Below are 23,435 nucleotides of genomic sequence, written 5' to 3' on the forward strand. Positions count from 1 at the left end.
TTATAGCTTTATTCTCTATTGCGAAGGGGTAAAGATAACGGAATTACAGGCAGGAATAAACCGTTTCACGGGAATCTTCGCCAGGAAATACCGAATTGTATACAAAGGTGTAGGTATTCATTTAAATGACTTATGTATAAATGACAAAACTTGATCATTAAATCAATATATATACATTTGAATTTATAACCATTTTATCTATCTCGCTGTAAGGTAATCTAAGTAACTGCGATAAACTTCATACCTCACGGGTGACGCCGTCACTTCATGAGGGTTAAATAACTCGTGAGATCGAGCTTTTGTTAACATTTCTTTGACATCTATTTCTTTCGTTGATTAACTGGTCTGACTAGATTGGTAAGGAGACCAAAAATGTTATCAGCTCTACGTCGTGCGAATTTGTATCTAAATCTGTTTGGCTTTTCGAAAGTGCCGCTGATTTGGCTTTGCCACCCTAAAATCATTGCGATAGATAGCAAGCATGTTGAGGTTCGTATCCCATTGCGCAGAAGAACGAAGAACCACCTGAATAGCATGTATTTCGGCGCTTTAGCCGTTGGCGCTGATGTTGCTGGTGGTTTTCTTGCTATGAGTAAAGCGCAAGAAAAGGGAGAAGCGATCTCGCTAGCATTTAAAGGTGTGAAAGCCGAGTTTTTAAAGCGCCCGGAAGCCGATGTGCACTTTGTTTGTAACGATGGTCATGTCATTGATGAGATGCTCGAGCACACCTTGGCAACGGGTGAACGAGTAAATCGTGACGTAAAAATTGTCGCGCTGTGTCCTAACTTACATGGTGACGAGCCAATGGCTGAATTTTCGCTTACTCTTTCGATAAAAAAAGCAGCCCAACAAAGAAAAGAGGCTGCCTAGTGGTTTGTGGCTCGTTTGTTTAAAGGCGTTGGCTTAATTGAGTTCAATCTTCTCGATAGAGACGATTTTGGAGCGATTTAAGACCACTTTCCAGCGGTAATAAACAGGCTCATCGGTGTGGTTGTCCTCTTTGACAATCACATTGAGCAAATGACGTTTCTCTACTGACTCTTTGGTTACTTGACCTTCATTTAAACGGTAAACTCGGTTTGAGCTTTTATCCATCAAGCGGATGATAGGGCGCAAACTGATGTTCAATGTTTCTCTCGTTTGTTCGTAACCACTCAAGAAAAGAGAGGTCGCCATTTCGGTTTTCTCGTGATAATGAAGAATCTGCTCTTCACGTTGAACGACGCGTTTTTTACGTATTCTTTGAATCTTATCCGGCAAGCTACTTAAGGTACGATAATCGAGCCACTCCAATTTTTTGCCAACCACTTTTTTCGTCGTTGGATCAACGTACTTCTTACGCCATTTTGGTTTGCCTTTACGGATCCATCGCCACATGGCATCGCGTAAATCATCTTTAAAGATTTCTCGTAAAGCGTAAATAAAAGACATCGCGATAATGAATGAGGCAGAAATTTCCCCCAGATAATCGCGAGCGAGAATCACGGTCGAGGTCACGACAACCATCACTAAACCGGTTGCAATACCTTTGATAGCGCGCTTAATGTTGTTACCCATCGATATGGTTTCTTCACGAAGCACGATAGGGTGTTCAATCAATCGCCTTAGCAAGCGCATTTTGTTAGATAGGCGAGTAACGTCTTCAACGACTCTTGATGAGTTGTATTTGTTGAGTTTACGATGGGCTTGCTCTTTCTCACATAGCGTGATCAGACGCTTTTTGATCGTGCCATAGTCGCCTTCACGTGGTAGATGGGCCACCAGTGACAGGAACTTTTGCTCGGTATACCAAGACAGATAGTTATCGATGTTAACGTAGTAGCGTTTTAAGTTCTCTTCATAAGGAATAGAACGCCGCAAGCGCTTTAAGATCTCAAGCGTGAGCTCGATAACTTCGTCCACTTCATCTTCCGTTACGGAGTTGTTCTCATGCTTGTTTAAACTTGCTACCGCTTTGTCTAGCGCGATAACGTATTGGTAAGCGAACAAACTCAAACTTACTCGGTATTGCTGATTCGACAGGCGTCCACGTTTGGCAAGTCGACTGTGTACTAGCGGAAGAAGGATTTCAGTACTGTAATAAGATCGTTGCTGTGTGATTGAGGTGTAATAAAATTCGGATTCACTGATGATATCGGCGTTTAAACCAAGCTCACCAGGTATAAAAAAGTAAATATCTAGGTCGACACTTTTGCTCTTTGCGAGTGCATGACTGATTTTTAATGTTATTGAGTCTTGTTTATCGACGGTGACCAAAGAAAGCTCCTGACTTTGCTAAAGCATTCTTAACTTATGCGTTCCGTTGAGCAGGTAAGTATAAGAGTGCTAAAAGAGTGACTGGGGCATATAGCTGAACGACAACAGCATAACAGAGCACTATGCTTTTCTCTCTGATTTTCTTGTTAGTTTAGGTATAATTCCACGTAAATTTAAAAAGAGACAAAATCAATGATTAAAATTGGTCAAATTAACAGCTTAGAAGTCATTAAAAAGGCTGATTTTGGCGTATTTCTGGATGGCGATGATTACGGTTCTGTTCTACTACCTAGTAAGTATGTACCAGAGGGTACTGAAATTGGTGAGCATGTAGACGTATTTCTGTACTTCGATTCAGAAAGCCAACTTGCTGCGACCATTGAAAGACCAATTGCCCAAGTGGGTGAATGGGGTTTAATGAAGATTGAGGGTGTGAATGCGACAGGTGCTTTTGTAAATTGGGGCATCAAAGAAAAGGACTTACTGATTCCTTTTAGTGAGCAACGCACTCGCTTCTCTGCCGGACAAACCATTTTAGTGTATGTTTATACCGACAAAGCGTCAGGTCGCATTGTTGGTACGACTAAGTTCAATAAATGGTTAGATAAAACTCCAGCGAATTATGAAGTTAACGAGCAAGTTGATTTGATCATCGCAGAGCGTAGTCAACTTGGTTATAAAGCTATCGTTAATGGTAAGCATTGGGGCATGATTTTCCCATCGGATGTTTTTGGTAAGCTTTACATCGGTAAAAAGCTGAAAGGCTTTATTAAGCACATTCGTGAAGATGGCAAAATCGACCTTGCTCTACAAAAAGTCGGTGTGGCGAAAATGGACGATCTTTCTAGTAAGATCCTTGACTTGCTAGAGAAGAAAGGCGGATTTTTGCCTTTGAATGACAAGTCTTCTCCTGAAGCGATTTTTGATGCTTTCCGCACAAGTAAAGGGACTTATAAAAAGACCATCGGTGGCTTATACAAGCAGGGTAAAATTGTCATTGAGAAAGACGGTATTCGTCTAGCGTAGTCCAAACTCACGTATAGTGGAACTACAGCCAAAAAAACGGCCCAAACTTTTCCTTTTTTTGGGCCTAGGGGAAACGGCTCCGCAGAGCCTGCGCTAAACTTGTCCAACAATAATTTTGTTGGTGAACATAGAGAGAAATGCCACATCAAAGCATTACTTTGATACAACTAGTTTAGTACAGCGTGTCCGGATCGCTAGCGAGCCCACTTGCTTTCATACTTACGAATTAAAAAGCCATCGCAAATACGATGGCTTTTCATTTATTTATGGTTCGTTACGTCTTTTAAAATAAGTTCTTATCTCGTACTAATTCGCGAGGGAGACCATTCTTTATTCGGTTGCTTACCCACTTGCCAAGGCCAATAACTGCGCCTTGATAGGTGACAAGCACTTCGCCTTTACCTGTTTTCATTCCCTCAGGAATGGTTTGTGGGCGAACATCACGCCCCATGTACCATTCGCGCGCTTCTTCAATACTGAGTTCAATGGCGTTGCTTTCAGAACCTGTCGCCAGGGCAGTCGCGACTTGGTGTTGCCAACGGTAGCCATTTTTATGGGCTTCCGCGATCTTTATACCCATACGGGAGAAGCGTAATTCGCCGATCATCGGTTCTAAAGCATTAGGGAATAACCAGACATCTTTATCGCGAAGCCATACAGAACTGTCATTTGGAAGTTTAATACCTAACGCGCTTTGGAGTTGTTGAGCAATTTCTGTCGATTCTTTTTTTGAAGTTTTAGCAAAGGGGAATTTCCCCATGCGCTTTTTGACTTCTGGCGCCTCAACAGCAGCCAGTTTGCGAATTCTTGCAACAAAGAACCCTTCACAGTCGTAGACCTGCGGGAAAATATGCAAAAAGCCTTCTTCAGTTAGAGCTGCCTCTGCGTTCTCAAACAAGTTCTCAAGGCTTTCAAACTCTACAGCATCCCCAAAGGTTTCTTTCAAGTGATGACAAACTTGTTGGTTTTCTTCTGTACTGAGCGTACATGTTGAGTAAACCATCACACCACCGGGCTTTAATGCATGGAAGGTGCTTTCAATAAGATCTTTCTGCGTGTCAGCGATGTCGAGTACGGAAGCTTGCGTCCAGTTTTTCATCGCATCTTCGTCTTTGCGAACGGTGCCTTCTCCAGAGCAAGGCGCGTCGAGCAAAACCGCATCAAATTGTTCTGGTAGCCAACCGCCAAAAACGCGTCCATCGAAGTTACTTAGTGCGGCGTTACGTACCCCACAACGTTCCACATTAGCGTGCAGTACTTTTACACGACTTGCGGCGTATTCATTGGCCACAAGTACACCTTCGTTGTTCATTAAAGCTGCAATTTGAGTGGTTTTTGAGCCTGGAGCGGCTGCGGTATCTAACACGGCATCGTAAGATTCATCATTCATAAACAGAGCAGATACCGGCATCATCGAACTGGCTTCTTGAATGTAGAATAAGCCAGACATGTGTTCTGCTGTGTTGCCTAATGGTACAACTGACTCGTCCGCTTCAATCCAAAACCCCGTGTCACACCAAGGCACAGGAGAAAGCTTCCAGCCTTTTGTTTCTGCTCGTTCTAAAAACGCTTCAACGCTGATCTTCAACGTATTAACTCGAATACTCTTGCGCAGTGGCTTTTGGCACGATGCGATAAAGTCTTCCATGTTGAGGTGAGCTGGAAGGATAGTTTGGATTTTTTCCAGAAACGCGTCTGGGATGTAAACATTAGGATGCAATGTGGGATCTCGTTTGCAGAATTTGTGGCAAATAATATACGAAAGCGAAGCAGAAACGAATAGTGACAAGGGCCGAGCAATAAAAAAGAGCAGCGATTGCTGCTCTTTTAAGGTACTCAAACTTCAATTGTACCTGAATTGAGCTTTATTCTACGGCTTAGGAATCGCAGTACGCCATTGAGTCCAACCTTCTTCAGCTTGTGGATACAAAAAGAAAGATTGCCCACTTTTTGCCGCTGGTGGAATAGTCGATTGCTCTGGCGTTGAAAACGCAATTCCTCCGCGAACTAAACTATCAAATGTGCCTGCTTTGATGTTCGCGCCAGTAAGCCCGATGGAGACATCTACTCCTGAAACATTCCAAAACACGCTGTTTTGACGAACGAGGTAAGCATATTCAGGCTGTATTTTGATAGTCGTGACGATGCGATCAGCAAATTCTCCTAGGCTTACGTCGGTCACTTGGCCAACTTCCATCTGGCGGTAAAGAATAGGGGTACCGACTTGTACTGAGCCTCTTTGTTCACTTTGTAACGTAAACATGATTCCATGCACGCGTTCTGAACTATTTTCTAACTGAAAATCAAATTTGGCTTTACCTTTACCTGGTTCAACACTGATGGATTTCGACACCAACGCTCCGAGGTTTTTAACGCCACCTAAACCAATTTCTGGTTCAGTTAGCCAAAAATGTGAACCTTCAACTGCAATGTTTTCTACGTATTCAGGTAGGATTCTTGCAGTGACTTCAACCATGTTACGACGAAAATTCGGTACAACCAGAGTGATTTCACCAACTTTAACACCTTGATATTCAATCGGCATTCCTTTAGCAATCTCTTGCGAACCGTCGGTTTCTAAAGCAATGACGCGCCCAAACTTGCGAGCGGTTTTTTGATCAGAATACAGCTTCCAGTTTTCTCCGATTTTGTTTTCAACGCCTGGTACGGAGTCAAAAGCGATGCCACCTTCGATTAACGATTTTAAAGGGTGCGCTTTCACACTAACTCCGGCTAATGATGCATCTATCTCGATCCCTGAACGATTCCAAAAAACGGTTTGTGGCGTTACAAGATAAGCGAAGCGGTTTTCGATGGTAGCCTTAATTAGTACTCCGCCATCAACTAGTTGGAAATCGGAGACGTTACCAACTGGAAGATTACGATAGAGTAGAGGACTGCCTTTGGAAATCGGCGGCAATTCAGAAGCAAATAGTGTTAGCGCCCTAGAGCCACTTTGATTGTACTGCGCCAATTCAGCCAATGATTCATTTTGGAACAGCTGATACTCTTTTTGAATATCCTGCTTGCCTTCGCTCACAAAACTAATTGACCCGGTTAACAACTGCTTTGCTGGAGGAACGGTAACGCTGAGCCCGGATTCAGTTAACTCTGCTGATGCACTGCCGGTTACATAAAAACGATTGTTTGATTTGATCAGATGTTTGTATTCATGGTCAATCAATACATCCATAAATACTTCGTGTTGTGATTTTTTATCTTCCTTAACTAGGCCCACTTTGATGATTGAACCAACAACGATGCCTTTATAAAGTACATTGGCACCGCTATCTAGGCCAAACGAATTGTCGGACACCAACCGAATCGCGATGGACTTTTCTTGCTGTTGGTTAAACACGTTTTTACGAATGGCAGTAAAGCGGCGAGAGCGTTCACCCGCGCCCGGCACGATCGTTAAGAAGTTTCCTCGCACTAAATTAGCAATGTTTTCAACACCAGAAAGGGACACTTTTGCTTCTTCTAAAACAAATCGAGTACCTGTCGTCAGCATGTCACTAAAAGCGGGTTGAATTGCCGCTGACGCCAATATCACTTCTCGGCCTTCGGAAAGGCTCAAGTCCGTAACTTGGCCAATTTCGATTCCGCGATACATAATTGGAGCGCCTTCTCCGCTGATCTTGCTGTCATCAGGTAGGACGATTTTAACCGCGATGCCTCGACCAGCAGTTTTCAAATCTTTATACAAACGGAACTCGGTGTTCTCTTCTACAGGCTCACCATCATCCGGAGAGTCGACGGCGATGGCGCCACCTAGTAAGGCACTCATGCTTTCTAGTCTTACATCGACACCTTCAAAACCGATGCTGGCACCAATTCCACTGACGTTCCAGAATCGACTGCGGTTGTTAATGATATGTCGGTATTGATCCTGAATGTTGGCTTGAATAGTGATAGATTTTGCATCTTCATCTAGCTGGTAACTGTACACTTCACCGATTGGGATTTTCTTATAAACAATTTGAGAGCCAACCGATACACCACCTAAATCACGGCTTTTGAGCTTAATATTCAAACCTTGAGAAACGCGTAAATCTGTTGGGGCAGAGTCTAACGCATGGAATGTTGTCTCAAACTCTTGACCATCTCCGGGTTGAATCGAGATGTAGTTACCTGAGACGAGCGCATCCAGTCCGGAAACTCCCGTTAGGCTAGCTGTTGGTTTTACTAACCAAAAGCGTGTTTTATCGTTCAGTAACTTTGCAGCTTCAGGATAGATATCAGCATCGACATAAATACTGCCGAGATCTTCGGTGAGGTTAATGTCTCTTACCATGCCGACTTCTAATCCTTGGTAACGGATAGTGGTTCGGCCGGCGACAAGACCAGCGGCATCAGAAAAATAGATTTGCACTCGTTGTCCTGCATCGTGTATCGACTTCACAACAAGCCAGCCAGCTAAGACCATGGTCAAAATTGGCAACAGCCAAAGAGGAGATATGCCTTTACTCCGCTTTACATCTGGTACGTATGACGTTTGAGAACTGTTCTGATCACTCATTCATTGACTCTTTTTCTGATTGTTTTGGGCTTGTTTGGTCCCAGATTAGCCTTGGATCAATACTTTCTGCTGCAAGCATGGTCAATACAACGACAACACCAAATGCTACCGCGCCATATCCTGGTGTGAAATCCAGTATCTGACCACGATCGACTAACGTCATCATGATAGAAATAACAAACAAATCCATCACAGACCATTTACCGATCCATTTAACAACAAAGTAAACCATCATTCGTTGTCTCTTAAACACCGAACGTTTGAATTGGATGCAAAGCATGATGTAGGCGAGCCCAAGTATTTTAATCACCGGGACAACGATACTGGCAACAAAAATGATCGCAGCGATTCCATACATGCCGCTTTTTACTAAACCAGCCACGCCTGAAAAAATAGTGTCCTCCAAACGCTTACCATTGGTAAGCAAGATGGAAATAGGGATCAGGTTAGCAGGGAAGATGGCGACCGTTGCTGCGATGAGGTAAGCCCATGTTTTCTGGATGGAGTTTGGCTTGCGATGATATAACTCGTGATGACAACGCTGGCAATGGTCACCTTCAGGTTGGGACAAGTGGCATTCATGGCAATGCACATCTTTATGCTCAAAAGCATATAAACTTTCTGGTTTCCAAGCTTCCCAATAACGACGCACGCTGATTCTTGAAACTAACAAAACGGTAAATATCTGCAAAAGAACCAGACCAATTAACCCTGGACCGACGAAAATGTCGGAATAATCTTGGAGTTTAAAACAGGAAATGGCGATGCTAACTAAGAACACATCTAACATAACCCAATGCTTCAAATGTTGAATTAGCCACAGTGAGATACGAAGCCCACGGAACCATCGTTGATGTAAAGAAATATGCGCCGTTACCACTGAAACACAAACCGTCAGTGGCGCAAGAGAGCTACAAAATAGAATGAGCAATGAAAGAAGAACAAATCCTTCTTCCATCAATGTGATCATCCCTGAAGGTAGGGTTGCCGGAATCATCACACCAAAGAGTCGGATGCTAATAAAGTTAAAAAAGTGCGATGGAATAAATAGTAGGATGCAGGTTATCGCGACGGCTAGATTACCAGAGAGGCTAGGGCTACCTCCGCGATATAATTGTGTACCACAACGAGGGCAGTGTGCATTTTTGCCATGGGGTAAGTCGACGATGTCGACAGGCAATTCACAACCTTGGCACAGACGTACGTTATTGGATTGCATGGCGTGCTTAGACAGAGAGGTCATAACGACCTCTCTAGCTTGAACGATTTAAGCGTGGGACTGTATGCCCCCATATAAGGTTTGATATAAGCCTTCTTGCTCAACTAACTCACCATGAGTACCAGTTTGCGTCACTTTCCCATCTTCAAGCACGTAGATCAAATCGGCTTGTTTAACAGCGGATAGTCGGTGCGCAACGATTAATGTTGTTCTACCACGTAAGAACTCGGTCAGTGCTTTGTGTAAAGCCGCTTCAGTAGCGGTATCTAACGCAGACGTGGCTTCGTCTAAAATAACAAATTGAGGATTACTCAGCACCATTCTAGCAATGGCAAGCCGTTGTCGTTGACCTCCTGACAAACGAATGCCATTACGACCAACTTGAGTATCCAAGCCGTGGTTAAGTTGAGAAATTACATCTTGCAGCTGAGCCACTTCAAGCGCACGCCAAAGTGACATTTCGTCAAAATTACCACCAAGCGTTAGATTATGCCTCAAGGTGTCGTTAAATAGTATAGGTTGCTGTAATACCACGGCAATTTTGTCGCGAATTACTTCAAAGCCAATATCTTCTGTTAATTCATCATTAAAGCGAATGCTACCGGAGTTTTGACGGTAAACCCCAATAAGTAATTGTATCAAGGTCGACTTACCACCGCCGCTTGCACCAACTAACGCCACTTTCTTTCCTGCCGGCATATGTAAAGAAAGATTATCTAGGACTTTGTTTTCATTATTGTAAGAGAAATTAATGTTTTCTACTTTAACGTCAACTTCTCTACCTTCTTTGAAAGGATTTACCTTAGGAACCGGTCTCTGCTCTTCTTCTAACTCTAATAAGTCGTTGATGCGTTTTAATGCGGCTTTAGCGCTGTACCAAGAAAACTGAATCCCAAGCAACTCTTGAACAGGAGACAGCATGAACCATAGGTAACCAAAAACGGCAAATATTTGGCCAATAGTAAGGTCACTGAACATGACCATTAACATTGCGACAGCTCTGAATAATTCAAAGCCGATCAAAAAGAGAAGGAAAGAAACGCGACCAGCCGCTTCAGATTGCCAAGCATACTTGTCTGCATCAACGCGAACTTGGTTCGCACTGTCTTTGAGTTGTTGGAGGAATTCTCGCTCTTTATTGGCTGCGCGTAGTTGGTAGATTCCATCTAATGTTTCAACCAAACGGTTTTGGAAAATTTCAAAAGAATGATTTTCCTTCCGTTTCAGATGTTTAACCATACTGCCTAGTTTACGTGAGAAGTAAATGACAATAGGGTTAACTAACAGGATAAACAGACCAAGTCGCCAATCGAGCCAAAGTAGAACGATAGCAGTACCAATAACAGTCAGAAAACTGATAACGAATTTTGCTAACGTAGAACCAATAAATTTATCAATGGTCTCAATGTCAGTGATAAGGTGTGCGTTGATTCCTCCGCTACCTTTGGTTTCGTATTGTCGGATGCTGATACGGCCGAGTTTGTCGATCATTTTACTGCGCATCTCAAACGTGATGGTTTTTGAAACAAGCGTAAATTGTCGGCTTTGAAGGATATTTAATCCTTGGCTCGCAGCTCGCATAAGAACAACCAAGAACAGGGTGAAGAAAATATAGCCTGTCGGAGTGTGCCACGCTTCAGGGAGAATGGCATTCATGGCATCTAAGCCTTTTGCAGGTTGGTCCAATAAGACCTCATCAACCATCAAAGGCATGAGGAGGGGAATTGGAACACTAATCAAGGTTGCAAGCACCGCTATCAAGTTCGCTATGATCAGCTTGGACTTGTGCTTTTTTACTTGTGTTATCAACCAAGAACGGCTAATAGTGTCATTTTTCAGAAGCATTGTAATTGAGAATAAGTCCTATTATAAAGTAGGGCTGCATTTTAGCGCCATACATTGAGAATGGAAGCTTTTATAGTAAGTAGGAAGTTAATATGAACTTAGAACAATACCAAAGACTAACCAAACAAGCTGTTGCTCTAATTGAGTCTGAACCAGACTTTATTGCGAACCTAGCAAACTTGAGCTCATTGCTTTTCATGGAACTTGACGATCTTAACTGGGCAGGCTTTTACCTAACAAAAGGTGAAGAGCTTGTTCTTGGTCCGTTCCAAGGAAAACCAGCTTGTGTTCGTATCCCAATGGGTCGAGGCGTCTGCGGTACTGCTGCACAAACTAATACTATACAAAGAGTATACGACGTTCACGAATTTGAGGGGCATATTGCGTGCGATGCAGCGAGCAATTCAGAAATTGTGATTCCATTTTCTATTAATGGAAAGGTGGTTGGTGTACTTGATATTGATAGTCCAAGTATTGGCCGATTTAATGAAACAGACGAAGAAGGTCTCACTCATTTCATGGTTGAAGTAGAAAAGCTGCTTAATTCACACGCGAACGACGCATAAATTAGCCTTCGAGTGTGGTTTTTCCTTGGCATGTCACTATAATACGAGAATATTTTTTCTTAATGCTCGCGGAAATCCGCTCAAATCAGGACCCCTCATGACTGAAAAGTTAAAAAACAGCAAAGAAGTTATTGCATATATTGCTGAATGTTTCCCTAAGTGCTTTACTTTAGAAGGTGAAGCAAAACCTCTGAAAATTGGTATTTTTCAAGATCTTGCGGAACGTCTAAATGAAGACGAAAAAGTAAGCAAAACACAGCTTCGTGCAGCGTTAAGACAGTACACTTCATCATGGCGTTACCTACACGGTGTAAAACCAGGTGCAGTACGTGTAGACCTAGATGGCAACCCTTGTGGTGAGCTAGAAGAAGAGCACGTTGAACACGCGAAAGCGACACTTGCAGAAAGCAAGGCGAAAGTTCAGGCTCGTCGTAAAGAACAAGCACAAAAAGCTCGTGAAGAGGGTAAGGCGAAAGCGAAACCTGCGGCTAAAAAGCCTCAACAGCCTCGTCGTACTAATAAACCAAAAGTACAAAAACCAACTAAGCCTGTAGAAACGCGCGCTCTAAATGCTGATGAAATCACAGTAGGTAACGCAGTTAACGTGAACATGGGCAAAGGAAACATGGCAGCGACCATTGTTGAAATCAATAAGGATGATGTACGTGTTCAACTTGCTAACGGCCTACAAATGGTTGTGAAAGCGGAGCACTTGCGCGCATAAAGGAGATACTCCTACGCATGAATTGCCGTTCAAAAGTGACCCTGATTGCTGCTAGCTTATGGCTAGCAGCATCAGCTCAGGCTCTTGAAGCCAAACTACATAAAGATGACTTGCCAGTTCTTTCTCCTGAAGTTCAGCATGAAACAGCTAGCAAACGAGTCACCTCGCGATTTACCCGCTCTCATTATAAGCACTTCAGCCTCAATGATGATTTCTCTAAAGCGATCTTTGAACGCTATGTAGAGTTGCTTGATTACAATAGAAATATTTTCACTCAAGCAGACATCGACTCATTTAAAAATTGGTCAGTCGAGCTTGATGATCAGCTTAAATCGGGCAACAACCAAATTGCTTTTGATGTTTACAACCTCTCAATGCAGAAGCGTTTCGATCGCTTTGCTTATGCGTTAACTCTACTCGATGAAGAGATCAAGTTTGATACCGATGACGAGATAGAGTTAGACCGCTCTGAGGCCGCATGGCCAAAAGACGAAGCAGAGCTTAACGAGTTGTGGCGCAAGCGTGTGAAATATGACGCGTTAAATCTGAAACTGACTGGCAAAGAGTGGCCAGAGATTAAAGAAGTTTTAGAGAAGCGTTATAACAACGCGATGAAGCGCATCACACAGACCAACAATGAAGACGCATTTCAGTTGTATATGAATGCCTTCGCGCGACAGGTTGACCCTCATACAAGCTACCTTTCTCCACGTAATGCCGAGCAATTCCAATCGGAAATGAACCTTTCTCTAGAAGGCATCGGTGCCGTTTTGCAAATGACAGACGATTACACAGTAATTCGTTCACTTGTTGTTGGCGGTCCGGCGTCGAAGAGTAAGCAACTTGGTGAAGGGGACCGAATCACTGGTGTTGGACAAGACGGTGAAGAAATTGTCGACGTGATCGGTTGGCGTCTGGATGATGTTGTTCAGTTAATCAAAGGCCCGAAAGGCACAAAGGTTAATCTACAGATCTTGCCAGAAGGTAACGATGCGAAGAGTTACATTGTCACAATTGTTCGTGACAAAGTTCGCTTAGAAGATCGTGCGGTTAAGTCAGAAATCATCGAAAAAGACGGTAAGAAGATTGGTATTTTAGAAGTACCAAGTTTCTACGTCGGCTTATCGAAAGACACCGATAAATTACTAGCTGAGTTGAAAACCAAAAACGTTGACGGCGTAATCGTTGATCTACGTAACAATGGTGGTGGTGCGCTAACAGAAGCGACGGCATTGACAGGTTTATTCATTAAAGAAGGCCCTGTAGTTCAAGTTCGTGACAGCTATGGCCGCATCAAGGTGAATGCCGATACCGATGGAAAAGTGAGTTATGATGGCCCATTGACGGTATTGATTAACCGCTACAGTGCTTCAGCATCTGAAATTTTTGCAGCGGCAATGCAAGATTATAATCGTGCAATCATCTTAGGTGAAAACTCTTTCGGTAAAGGTACAGTTCAGCAACATCGTTCACTGAATCATATTTATGATCTGTTCGATAAAGAGCTAGGTTATGTTCAGTACACGATTCAGAAATTTTATCGTATTGACGGTGGAAGTACGCAAAATCGTGGTGTTGCACCAGATATTTCGTACCCAACGCCAATTGAGGCTTCTGAAACTGGTGAAAGTGTTGAAGACAATGCTTTACCTTGGGATCAGATTGATAAAGCACAATATCAAACGTTTCCAAGTAACGACGCCTTAGTTGAAAAACTTACTGCTCTTCATAACAAGCGTATTTCTGATGAGATGGAGTTCCGCTTTATCAATGAAGACATCGAGAAATATCGTAAAGAAAAAGACGATAATACTTTGTCTTTGAACGAAAAAGTTCGTAAAGCTGAATCGGATAAAGCGGAAGCCCTTCGATTACAACGCATAAATGAACGTCAAGTTGCTTTGGGTAAAAAAGCATTCAAAACATTGGATGACATACCAAAAGACTACGAGGCTCCTGATGTTTATTTAGATGAGTCTGTCGCGATTATGGTCGATCTACTTAAGCAGGAAAATCAGTCATAATAACTGGCAATTTAGAATAAAAAGAGTGAGTCTTTCAGATTCACTCTTTTTTTATGCCTTTTTGTCTTCCGCTGTCTCGATATCGAGCAAGATATTCGCTTATTTTCCCCCAATAATTTACGTGATCTACATCTAAAATTTCGCGAAAGTGAGGACTACTGGCTAAGCTAAAAGAAAACGATAAGGATGCCGATATGAAGTGGTTCTTTATTTTACTTAGCTTTTGCTGCTTTAGTGTGTTTGGTGGAGAAAACACCAGAGAAGATGAATTAAGTCACTTTGACACGCCGTTTCTCATCGGAGACTGGTATTTAATGAACCCAAACCCCGAAGAGTCGGCTGAAAACTTTCGCGCGATCAAACTCTCATTAGGTTCTGACTACAGCTTTTCTATTGATATTCAAAAGAAAGACTATTCCGTTGACCATTGGGAAGGGCTGTATAACGCAAATGAAGACACCATCGTTCTTGGTTTAAACACCGACGAGCCTCAAATTTATGCCTATCGCAACAACCATAATACGCTTGATCTTAATGGTGTAACATTCACTAAGGGATTATCCAATTCACTTGCAGGTATTTGGTCTAGCTCTCACGTATCTGGCGACGGTCTTGTGGCAAACAACATTAATCAGATGGATTTGATACTTCAACCTGATTTCGTGTTCATGTTTAGGGTTTCGAACGAAGAAGGGGATGAGGCCATCAAACAAGGTGTGTTTTACACAGAAGATGAGTTTCTGGTTCTGTTGTATGAAAATGGCGAGCATGGAACCACGTATAAGCTCAACAAGAATGAGCTAACGATCGAAGATTCCAATGGTGATATGTACGCCGTACTCAATAGAGTTACGCCATGATGCCTTTAACATGCGCCAAATTACGCGTGCGTACGGTAAGTCATTAATGTTGTTTAAATGTTAATCAAAAAACGGAGCTAGAGCACTAAAAGCTCCGTTTTTTGATGGAAAGACTTGTATTCTGATACCACAACCCCTACAAATAGCTTATATAGTGATACCAGAACTGCATTTTTGATCATGCAGTCTGGTATTTTTGTTGTTCGACATACAAGGATTTATGCTCATGTCTCAAGCTCCCCAGGCCAAATATCGTAAAGATTATAAAGAGCCATCTCATGCGATTACTGATATCGATCTTACTTTTGATCTATATGACAATGACACAATCGTTACGGCGATATCAAAAGTTGCTCAAAAAAGCGATACAACAACGCTAGAACTCGATGGCGAAGGGCTTGAGCTACGCGCTGTAAAAGTAAATGGTGAGGATTGGGCTCATCACGAGGTGAAGGAGTCATCGCTGGTACTGACCGATCTTCCATCCGAGTTTGAACTTGAAATCGTCACCAAAATTGATCCTGAAGCGAATACAGCACTCGAAGGTTTGTACAAATCAGGCGGCGCATTTTGTACTCAGTGTGAGGCTGAGGGCTTCCGCCGTATCACGTACTATCTAGACCGTCCGGATGTTCTAGCAAAATACACAACAAAAGTGATCGCAGATAAAGCGGCTTACCCATATTTGCTGAGCAATGGTAACCGAATTGCAGAAGGTGATGCAGAGAACGGTCGTCATTGGGTTCAATGGCAGGATCCGCATCCAAAACCAGCTTACTTGTTCGCCCTTGTTGCAGGCGACTTTGATGTATTGCGTGACAAATATACAACGATGTCAGGTCGCAGTGTTGATTTAGAAATCTTTGTTGATAAAGGTAACTTAGATCGTGCAGGTCATGCGATGACATCTTTGATCAACTCGATGAAGTGGGATGAGGAACGCTTTGGCCTGGAATACGATCTGGATATTTACATGATCGTTGCTGTTGATTTCTTCAACATGGGTGCAATGGAAAACAAAGGCTTGAACATTTTTAACTCAAAATATGTGCTGGCGAACGATCAAACTGCGACAGATCGTGACTATTTAGGTATCGAAGCTGTGATCGGTCATGAGTACTTCCACAACTGGACTGGCAACCGTGTCACTTGTCGTGACTGGTTCCAACTAAGTCTAAAAGAAGGCTTAACCGTATTCCGTGACCAAGAATTCTCTTCTGACTTAGGTTCTCGTGCTGATAACCGTATTGATAACGTACGTATTATTCGTGGTCCTCAATTTGCGGAAGATGCAAGCCCAATGTCTCACCCGATTCGTCCTGACAAAGTCATTGAGATGAATAACTTCTACACGCTAACGGTGTATGAAAAGGGCAGCGAAGTTATTCGCATGTACCATACACTCCTTGGCGAAGAGGGCTTCCAAAAAGGAATGAAACTTTATTTTGAACGTCACGATGGTACCGCCGCGACGTGTGAAGACTTTGTTTCTGCAATGGAAGATGCCACCGGTGTTGATTTAAAACAGTTCCGTTTGTGGTACAGCCAATCGGGTACACCAACGCTACGCGTAAATAGCGAATACAACGCTGATGCAAAAACTTACGCACTAACGGTAGAGCAATTTACGGAGCCGACGCAAGACCAAACAGAAAAACAAGCGCTGCATATTCCGTTCGATATCGAGTTGTATGATTCGAAAGGTCGAGTTATCCCACTGGTGATTAACGGTGAATCTGTTCATAACGTGCTGGATATTAAACAAGATAAGCAAACGTTCGTATTTGAAAATGTCGAAGAACAGCCAGTGCCATCTTTGTTGCGTGAATTCTCGGCACCAGTCAAATTAGAATACGATTACAGCGATGACGAGTTAGTCTTCTTGATGAAGCACGCAACGAACGATTTTGCTCGATGGGACGCTAGCCAAATGCTATTGGCTAAATACATTCGTCAGAATGTGAAAAATGTTCAAGCGGGACAAGAAGTATCGCTTTCTGAAGGTGTGATAGATGCTTTCCGCGGTGTGCTGTTGGATGAAACGCTTGAGCCAGCTTTCATTGCTCAAGTTTTCTCTATGCCTTCAATCAATGAGATTACTGGTTGGTACCAACAAATTGATATCGATGCCGTAGACAAAGTGCTAAACAGCATTACAGTGTCACTTTCTAAGGAATTAGAAGATGAGCTAAGTGCGACTTATCACACGCTTAAGCAAACAGAGTATACGATCGACCATGCTGCTATTGGCAAGCGTGCTTTACGTAACCGTTGCCTACAATACCTAGCACATACGGCAAAAGGTAATGATTTAGTCAACGCACAATACGCATCTGCAAATAACATGACAGATACGATTGCTGCGATGAGTGCTGCAAATAACGCTCAGCTCGAGTGTCGTGAAGCACTTATGGCTGATTATAGCGATAAATGGAAGCACGATGGTTTGGTTATGGATAAGTGGTTTGCACTTCAAGGTAGCAATCCTGCAGAGGATGCTCTTGAAAAAGTAAAAGCAACCATGAACCACGAAGCATTTAGTTTGAAAAATCCGAACCGTACGCGCAGCTTAATTGGCTCGTTCTTAAGTGCGAACCCTGTACGTTTCCATGATAAATCCGGTGTAGGTTACCAGTTTGCCGGTGAAATTCTTCGCCAACTAAATGATTCGAACCCACAAGTAGCTTCTCGAATGATTGATCCTTTGCTTAAGTTCCGTAAATACGATGAAGCTCGCCAAGCAATGATTCGTGCAGAACTTGAAAAGCTCAAAGCAATGGATAATCTTGCTAAAGATCTATTCGAAAAAGTGACTAAAGCACTAGACGAATAGTAAACAACACAATAGGGTGGTCATTAAGACCACCTTATTTGTTTATGTCACTTAGTTTTCACTTCATGAACTATTACTACTTCAATCTCAACATTTCATATCAAACGTTTTTATCTCATTATTCTGGTGCGGCAAGTGTTGTTCAAGTTGTCACACACAACGGTTTGCGTTTGCAGTTACCCGCCGCGAGATTTAGACCATTTCTTAGTCAATTGGGCGTTAGAGGCCAGTTTAGACTAACAACTGACCAAAATAATAAGTTTCTTAAGTTAGAAACTCTGTGATGTATTGTATTTGCAGAGAGTTAAATAGGAATCTTAGTCACAGAATCGGACATTTCACCTCTTACCACTACGATTAGTTGTTAAACATTTGTAATTATGCTTTTACAATGGGCACATGCATTACCTATGCTTAGTTTCTAAGGTAACAACCTAGCTACTAAGTCCCCCTACAAAACAACAATTCTAATGTGGAGTGTGAATATGACCGCGCGTGAAAATGTAGTGCCGGTTCTGCTTGAAAAGGTTTACCAACTGATTCAAGACAAACTCGAGCTTTCTCACCAAACGCTTGTAACTAAACTTGCTCAACACTTATTCAGTAACATTGCTGATGATGATCTAATTCAGCGAAACGAATCCGACCTTTATGGTGCTGTCGTTAGCCTTTGGCACCATATCAATGAAAAAAAACCAGAAGAGATTTCGGTTCGAGTATTTAACCCGACCGTAAGTCGTCAAGGCTGGCAATCCACACACACAATCGTAGAAATTGTTGTTCCAGATAGTCCATTCTTAGTGGACTCAGTCAAAATGGCTTTAGCACGTTTGGATCTTGTTTGTCACCTAATGTTGAATAACCCAACACAGATTCAGCGTGATAAAAAAGGCCAAGTTACAGACGTAAACGGTGAGGGTGGTGTTCTTCAATCACTTTTCCACATAGAGGTAGACCGCCTTACTAGTAAAGACGAGATGCAAGCGCTTAAAGAAGAGCTGTTAAGAATTCTATCTGATACTCGCTTAGTCGTTGATGACTGGAAGCAGATGGTTGATAAGCTTAAGTTTGTTACTGATGAACTTGAGAAAAATAAAGATCGTGTTTCTATTCAAACTGATCGTATGGATGAAACGATCGCATTTCTTCGTTGGCTAGAAGATCATAACTTTACCTTTATGGGTTATAAAGATTATGACTTAAAAGAGGTCAATGGTGATACCGAACTTGTTCCTGCTAAAGAAAAAGGACTAGGTCTGTTTGCTGATGACAAGCGCGTGCGTAGCGTCAAGCTCTCTGAATTATCAGATTCAGCGCGATTAGAAGCGAAAAAACCATACGCTCTGATCATCACCAAAGGTAACAAAGCATCTCGTATCCACCGTCCAGCTTATACTGATTACATCGGTATTAAAAAGTTTGATAAAAACGGTAAAGTAATAGGTGAGCATCGCTTTACTGGTTTATATACCTCCGCTGTTTACAACCAAGCGGTACAAAGTATTCCTCTGATCCGTGAAAAAGTTGACCGTATCCTTGAAGCAAGTGGATACCGTCACGGATCATACTCATACAAAGCATTGCACAATATCTTAGAAAACTACCCACGCGACGAGTTGCTTCAAGCTAATGAAGAAGAGCTGCTTGAGGTGGGAATGGGTGTTGTACAAATGCAAGATCGTGACTTGCTGCGTTTGTTTGTTCGTAAAGACCCATTTGGTCGCTTCTTCAGTTGCATGGTTTATGTCACTAAAGATCGTTACAACACAGAATTGCGTCGTCAAACTCAACGCATTCTTAAGCAGTACTTTGGTTGCGAGCAAGAGGTTGAATTTACAACGTACTTCTCAGAAAGCCCACTAGCGAGAACACATTACATTGTTCGTGTAGACAATAACAACATTGACGTAGACGTGAAAAAGATCGAGCAAAATCTAATGGAAGTTTCTACCTCTTGGGATGACAGACTAAAAGAATCCATCATTGCTAACTTTGGTGAAAGTAAAGGCCTTCCTCTTTCAAAAGAATATATGAGTGCGTTCCCTCGCTCATACAAAGAGGACATGATGCCAGGTTCTGCGGTTGCAGATATCGAGCGCTTAGAAGCGTTAAGTGATGATAATAAACTTGGCATGTTGTTCTACCGACCTCAAGAAGAGGGTGCAGATTCCAAAGCTGTCCGCTTAAAGTTATACCATCGCGATGAACCAATTCACCTTTCTGACGTAATGCCGATGTTGGAAAACCTTGGTTTGCGTGTGATTGGCGAATCGCCATATGAGATCGAGAAAAACAACGGGCAGACTTTCTGGATCCTTGACTTCTCTATGCTGCATAAGAGCGAGAAAACCGTTGACCTTCGTGAAGCTCGTGATCGTTTCCAACAAGCATTTGCTGCCATTTGGGCGGGTAATCTTGAAAGTGATGGTTTCAACCGATTGTTATTAGGTGCGTCGTTATCTGGCCGTGAGATTTCCATTCTTCGTGCTTACGCACGATACATGCGCCAAGTAGGCTTCCCATTCAGTCAGCAGTACATCGAAGACACGCTAAGCCACTACCCAGACTTAGCGACAGGTCTAGTCAAGCTGTTCACCAAGCGATTTGATCCGAAACACAAAGGCAGCGAGAAAGGCCAAAACGATCTAATTAAAAAGCTAACAGAGCAGTTGGATCGTGTAGAGAGCTTGGATGATGATCGTATTATTCGTCGTTATATTGAAATGATCATGGCGACGCTTCGTACCAACTACTACCAAGTAGACGAGAATAAGCAGCCTAAGCCTTGGTTATCTTTGAAAATGAAGCCAAGCGATATTCCTGAGATTCCGCAGCCTGTACCTGCATTCGAGATCTTTGTTTACGCACCAGATATTGAAGGTGTTCACCTTCGTGGTGGAAAAGTGGCTCGTGGTGGTTTGCGTTGGTCAGATCGTCAAGAAGACTTCCGTACGGAGATTCTTGGCTTAGTAAAAGCGCAACAGGTTAAGAACACTGTAATTGTACCAGTGGGTGCAAAAGGCGGCTTCGTTTGTAAACGCCAGCCATCTCTCACCACTCGTGATGAAATTTTTGCGGAAGGTCAGCGTTGTTACAAACGCTTTATCCGTGCACTGCTTGATGTGTCAGATAACATCATTGAAGGAGAAGTAGTACCACCACAAAACGTTGTTCGTCACGATGAAGATGACCCATACCTAGTAGTGGCTGCCGATAAAGGCACAGCAACCTTCTCAGATTTGGCAAACTCTGTTTCTGCAGAATACAACTTCTGGCTAGGTGACGCATTCGCTTCAGGTGGTTCAAACGGTTACGATCACAAAGCAATGGGTATCACCGCAAAAGGTGGTTGGGAATCTGTTAAGCGTCATTTCCGTGAAATGGGCATCAACTGTCAGACCACTGATTTTACTGCAATCGGTGTAGGTGATATGGCAGGTGACGTGTTCGGTAACGGTATGCTGTTATCGAAGCATATTCGATTGCAAGCTGCGTTTAACCACATGCACATCTTTATTGATCCAAATCCAGATTCAGCCAGCAGCTGGGAAGAGCGTAACCGCTTGTTTAATCTGCCAAGATCAAGCTGGGAAGATTACAACAAAGACTTGATCTCTCAAGGTGGTGGCATCTTCTCTCGTCGATCAAAATCGATCCAGTTGACGCCAGAAATTCAGAAAATGTTAGGTACGAAGAAAGCATCTTTAGCGCCTAACGATCTGATAAAGATGATCTTGAAAATGAAAGTCGATCTTCTTTGGAATGGTGGTATCGGCACTTACGTTAAATCATCGACAGAAACTCATACAGATGTTGGTGACCGTGCTAACGACATGCTGCGCATTGACGGCCGTGACTTAAGAGCCAAAGTGGTTGGCGAAGGTGGTAACCTGGGTATGACTCAGCTTGGTCGTATCGAATACGCACTAACTGGCGGTCGAGTGAACACGGACTTCGTTGATAACGTAGGTGGCGTTGACTGTTCGGATAATGAAGTCAACATCAAGATCTTCCTCAATGGACTGGTTTCAAATGGCGATCTTACGGTTAAGCAACGTAACCAAATTCTAGAGTCTATGGAAGACGAAGTGGGTGAAATTGTCTTGGATGATGCTTACCGTCAGTCGGAGTCGATCTCTGTTACTGAACAGCAAGGTGTTGGCATTGTTAAGGAGCAAATTCGATTCATCCACACTATGGAGAAAGCAGGGTACTTGGACCGTGCTCTCGAATACATTCCTGATGATGAAACGCTAATCGAGCGTGAAAAACAGGGACTAGGTCTGACTCGCCCTGAGCTATCAGTGTTAGTTGCCTACGGTAAAATGGTACTTAAACAGCAACTTGTTACGGATGAAATCGCAAATGATGAATTCCATGCAAAACAACTTGTTGAATATTTCCCAAGTGCGTTACGACGTAACTATAAAGATCAAATGGTTAATCACCCACTGCGAGCTGAAATTATCGCTACAGCATTGGCTAACCAGATGGTTAATGAAATGGGCTGTAACTTCGTTACTCGTTTGCAAGAAGAAACTGGTGCAAGTGTTGTCGATATTGCCAATGCTTACAGTGCGGCTAGAGAAATCTTTGATTTAGAAGAAATCCTCAAGCAAACTCGCAAACTTGATAACGTTGCGACAGCGCAAGCTCAATACGAAATTATGTTTTACGTGCGCCGAGCACTGCGTCGAATTGCACGCTGGTTGCTTCGTAACCGTAGCGGCAAATGCACGGTCGGTGAGTTGATTGCTATCTACAAGCAAGATGTCAATGTTATCACTGAAACCCTAGACACTATGTTAGTTGAGTCTGAAGTTGAAGAACACAATGAGTTGGCTCAAGGTTGGATAGAGAAAGGGGTTGAAGAGAAACTCGCTCACCAAGTTGCCCGTTTATCAAGCTTACAATCTGCACTGGATATTTCATCAGTAGCAAGTGAAACAGGTAAAACGGTTGAGCAAGCATCGAAACTCTACTTTAACTTGGGTGACCGTTTATCGTTGCATTGGTTCTTGAAGCAAATTAATAGCCAAGCCGTTGATAACAACTGGCAAGCACTTGCAAGAGCGGCATTCCGTGAAGATCTGGACTGGCAACAACGTCAACTTACCGCTCAGGTACTGACTTGTGGCTGCTCAACCGAAGAGCTTGACGTGATGGCTGCGTTAGAAGATTGGATTGAAACTAACGAGCAATCGTTGCACCGCTGGGAGAGTATCTTAAACGAGTTCAAAGTTGGCTCAGTACACGAATTTGCTAAGTTCTCTGTAGCACTTCGAGAGCTAGTACTTTTAAACCTCAACTGCTCATCGAAAGAGTAGTGGAATAATCAAGTCATAAGTAAAAGCCTCGTTATTTAACGGGGCTTTTTATTATCTATTATTCACATTTGGAACGAAAATAGTTACATTGTCACATTGAATTGAAATTAAAACAGAGTGAAATCGATTGCTTTTAAGCGGTTAGTTACGATTTTTATCGCAGAAACTTGATTGTAATTGTTTGTTTTATATTTAAAAATCTTATAAAGATATAGGTTTTTACTTATTACGTTCAT

Annotated in this window: 14 protein-coding genes; 9 read left to right on the plus strand and 5 right to left on the minus strand. The window is 42.7% G+C overall.

Annotation, left to right across the window (positions count from 1 at the left end; genetic code table 11):
• The first annotated feature begins 372 nt into the window (after positions 1-372).
• Entirely contained in the window at positions 373-870 is a 498-nt protein-coding gene (locus tag R7P69_RS12985) for a DUF4442 domain-containing protein (RefSeq protein ID WP_005377418.1), read from the plus strand.
• Between the two features lie 33 nt (positions 871-903).
• Here the strand turns inward: R7P69_RS12985 and R7P69_RS12990 are convergent, their stop codons facing one another.
• Complete coding sequence (locus R7P69_RS12990; RefSeq protein ID WP_005377421.1) at positions 904-2,256, minus strand: hypothetical protein; 1,353 nt, start codon at positions 2,254-2,256, stop codon at positions 904-906.
• 192 nt (positions 2,257-2,448) lie between these two features.
• On the opposite strand from R7P69_RS12990, the gene R7P69_RS12995 reads away from it, so the two are divergent.
• Complete coding sequence (locus R7P69_RS12995) at positions 2,449-3,282, plus strand: S1 RNA-binding domain-containing protein (RefSeq protein WP_017633794.1); 834 nt, start codon at positions 2,449-2,451, stop codon at positions 3,280-3,282.
• A 283-nt stretch (positions 3,283-3,565) separates the two neighbouring features.
• Here the strand turns inward: R7P69_RS12995 and rsmF are convergent, their stop codons facing one another.
• The 4 genes from rsmF to R7P69_RS13015 form a co-directional block, all read right to left on the minus strand.
• On the minus strand, positions 3,566-5,002 hold the full coding sequence (gene rsmF, locus R7P69_RS13000; protein WP_238951929.1) for a 16S rRNA (cytosine(1407)-C(5))-methyltransferase RsmF: 1,437 nt from the start codon (positions 5,000-5,002) through the stop codon (positions 3,566-3,568).
• Between the two features lie 150 nt (positions 5,003-5,152).
• Complete coding sequence (locus R7P69_RS13005; protein WP_017634276.1) at positions 5,153-7,801, minus strand: MlaD family protein; 2,649 nt, start codon at positions 7,799-7,801, stop codon at positions 5,153-5,155.
• The gene (locus R7P69_RS13010; protein ID WP_213909945.1) at positions 7,794-9,044 is read right to left on the minus strand and encodes a paraquat-inducible protein A; all 1,251 of its coding nucleotides are present in this window, start codon (positions 9,042-9,044) and stop codon (positions 7,794-7,796) included. Before R7P69_RS13010 ends, R7P69_RS13005 begins: the two co-directional genes overlap by 8 nt.
• 24 nt (positions 9,045-9,068) lie before the next feature.
• The gene (locus R7P69_RS13015) at positions 9,069-10,865 is read right to left on the minus strand and encodes an ABC transporter ATP-binding protein (protein WP_017634277.1); all 1,797 of its coding nucleotides are present in this window, start codon (positions 10,863-10,865) and stop codon (positions 9,069-9,071) included.
• Between the two features lie 92 nt (positions 10,866-10,957).
• On the opposite strand from R7P69_RS13015, the gene R7P69_RS13020 reads away from it, so the two are divergent.
• The 7 genes from R7P69_RS13020 (at position 10,958) to R7P69_RS13050 (ending at position 23,199) form a co-directional block, all read left to right on the plus strand.
• Positions 10,958-11,431, plus strand: coding sequence for a GAF domain-containing protein (locus R7P69_RS13020; protein ID WP_005377433.1), 474 nt, complete (start codon positions 10,958-10,960; stop codon positions 11,429-11,431).
• A 97-nt stretch (positions 11,432-11,528) separates the two neighbouring features.
• The gene (proQ, locus tag R7P69_RS13025) at positions 11,529-12,155 is read left to right on the plus strand and encodes an RNA chaperone ProQ (RefSeq protein ID WP_005377435.1); all 627 of its coding nucleotides are present in this window, start codon (positions 11,529-11,531) and stop codon (positions 12,153-12,155) included.
• 17 nt (positions 12,156-12,172) lie between these two features.
• Complete coding sequence (prc, locus tag R7P69_RS13030) at positions 12,173-14,179, plus strand: carboxy terminal-processing peptidase (protein WP_017634279.1); 2,007 nt, start codon at positions 12,173-12,175, stop codon at positions 14,177-14,179.
• 194 nt (positions 14,180-14,373) lie between these two features.
• Complete coding sequence (locus R7P69_RS13035) at positions 14,374-15,039, plus strand: hypothetical protein (RefSeq protein ID WP_033905322.1); 666 nt, start codon at positions 14,374-14,376, stop codon at positions 15,037-15,039.
• A 226-nt stretch (positions 15,040-15,265) separates the two neighbouring features.
• On the plus strand, positions 15,266-17,872 hold the full coding sequence (gene pepN / locus R7P69_RS13040; protein ID WP_238951928.1) for an aminopeptidase N: 2,607 nt from the start codon (positions 15,266-15,268) through the stop codon (positions 17,870-17,872).
• A 65-nt stretch (positions 17,873-17,937) separates the two neighbouring features.
• Positions 17,938-18,156 carry a DUF2835 domain-containing protein gene (locus tag R7P69_RS13045; protein ID WP_005377440.1) on the plus strand — a complete coding sequence of 73 codons (219 nt, stop codon included), beginning with the start codon at positions 17,938-17,940 and terminating at the stop codon, positions 18,154-18,156.
• Between the two features lie 201 nt (positions 18,157-18,357).
• Positions 18,358-23,199 (plus strand): NAD-glutamate dehydrogenase, encoded by a 4,842-nt coding sequence (locus tag R7P69_RS13050; RefSeq protein ID WP_064368429.1) that lies wholly within the window; start codon positions 18,358-18,360, stop codon positions 23,197-23,199.
• The last annotated feature ends 236 nt before the right edge of the window (positions 23,200-23,435 follow it).

It is taken from the genome of Vibrio sp. 661, from assembly GCF_033339315.1.
GTDB classification, from domain to species: domain Bacteria; phylum Pseudomonadota; class Gammaproteobacteria; order Enterobacterales; family Vibrionaceae; genus Vibrio; species Vibrio alginolyticus.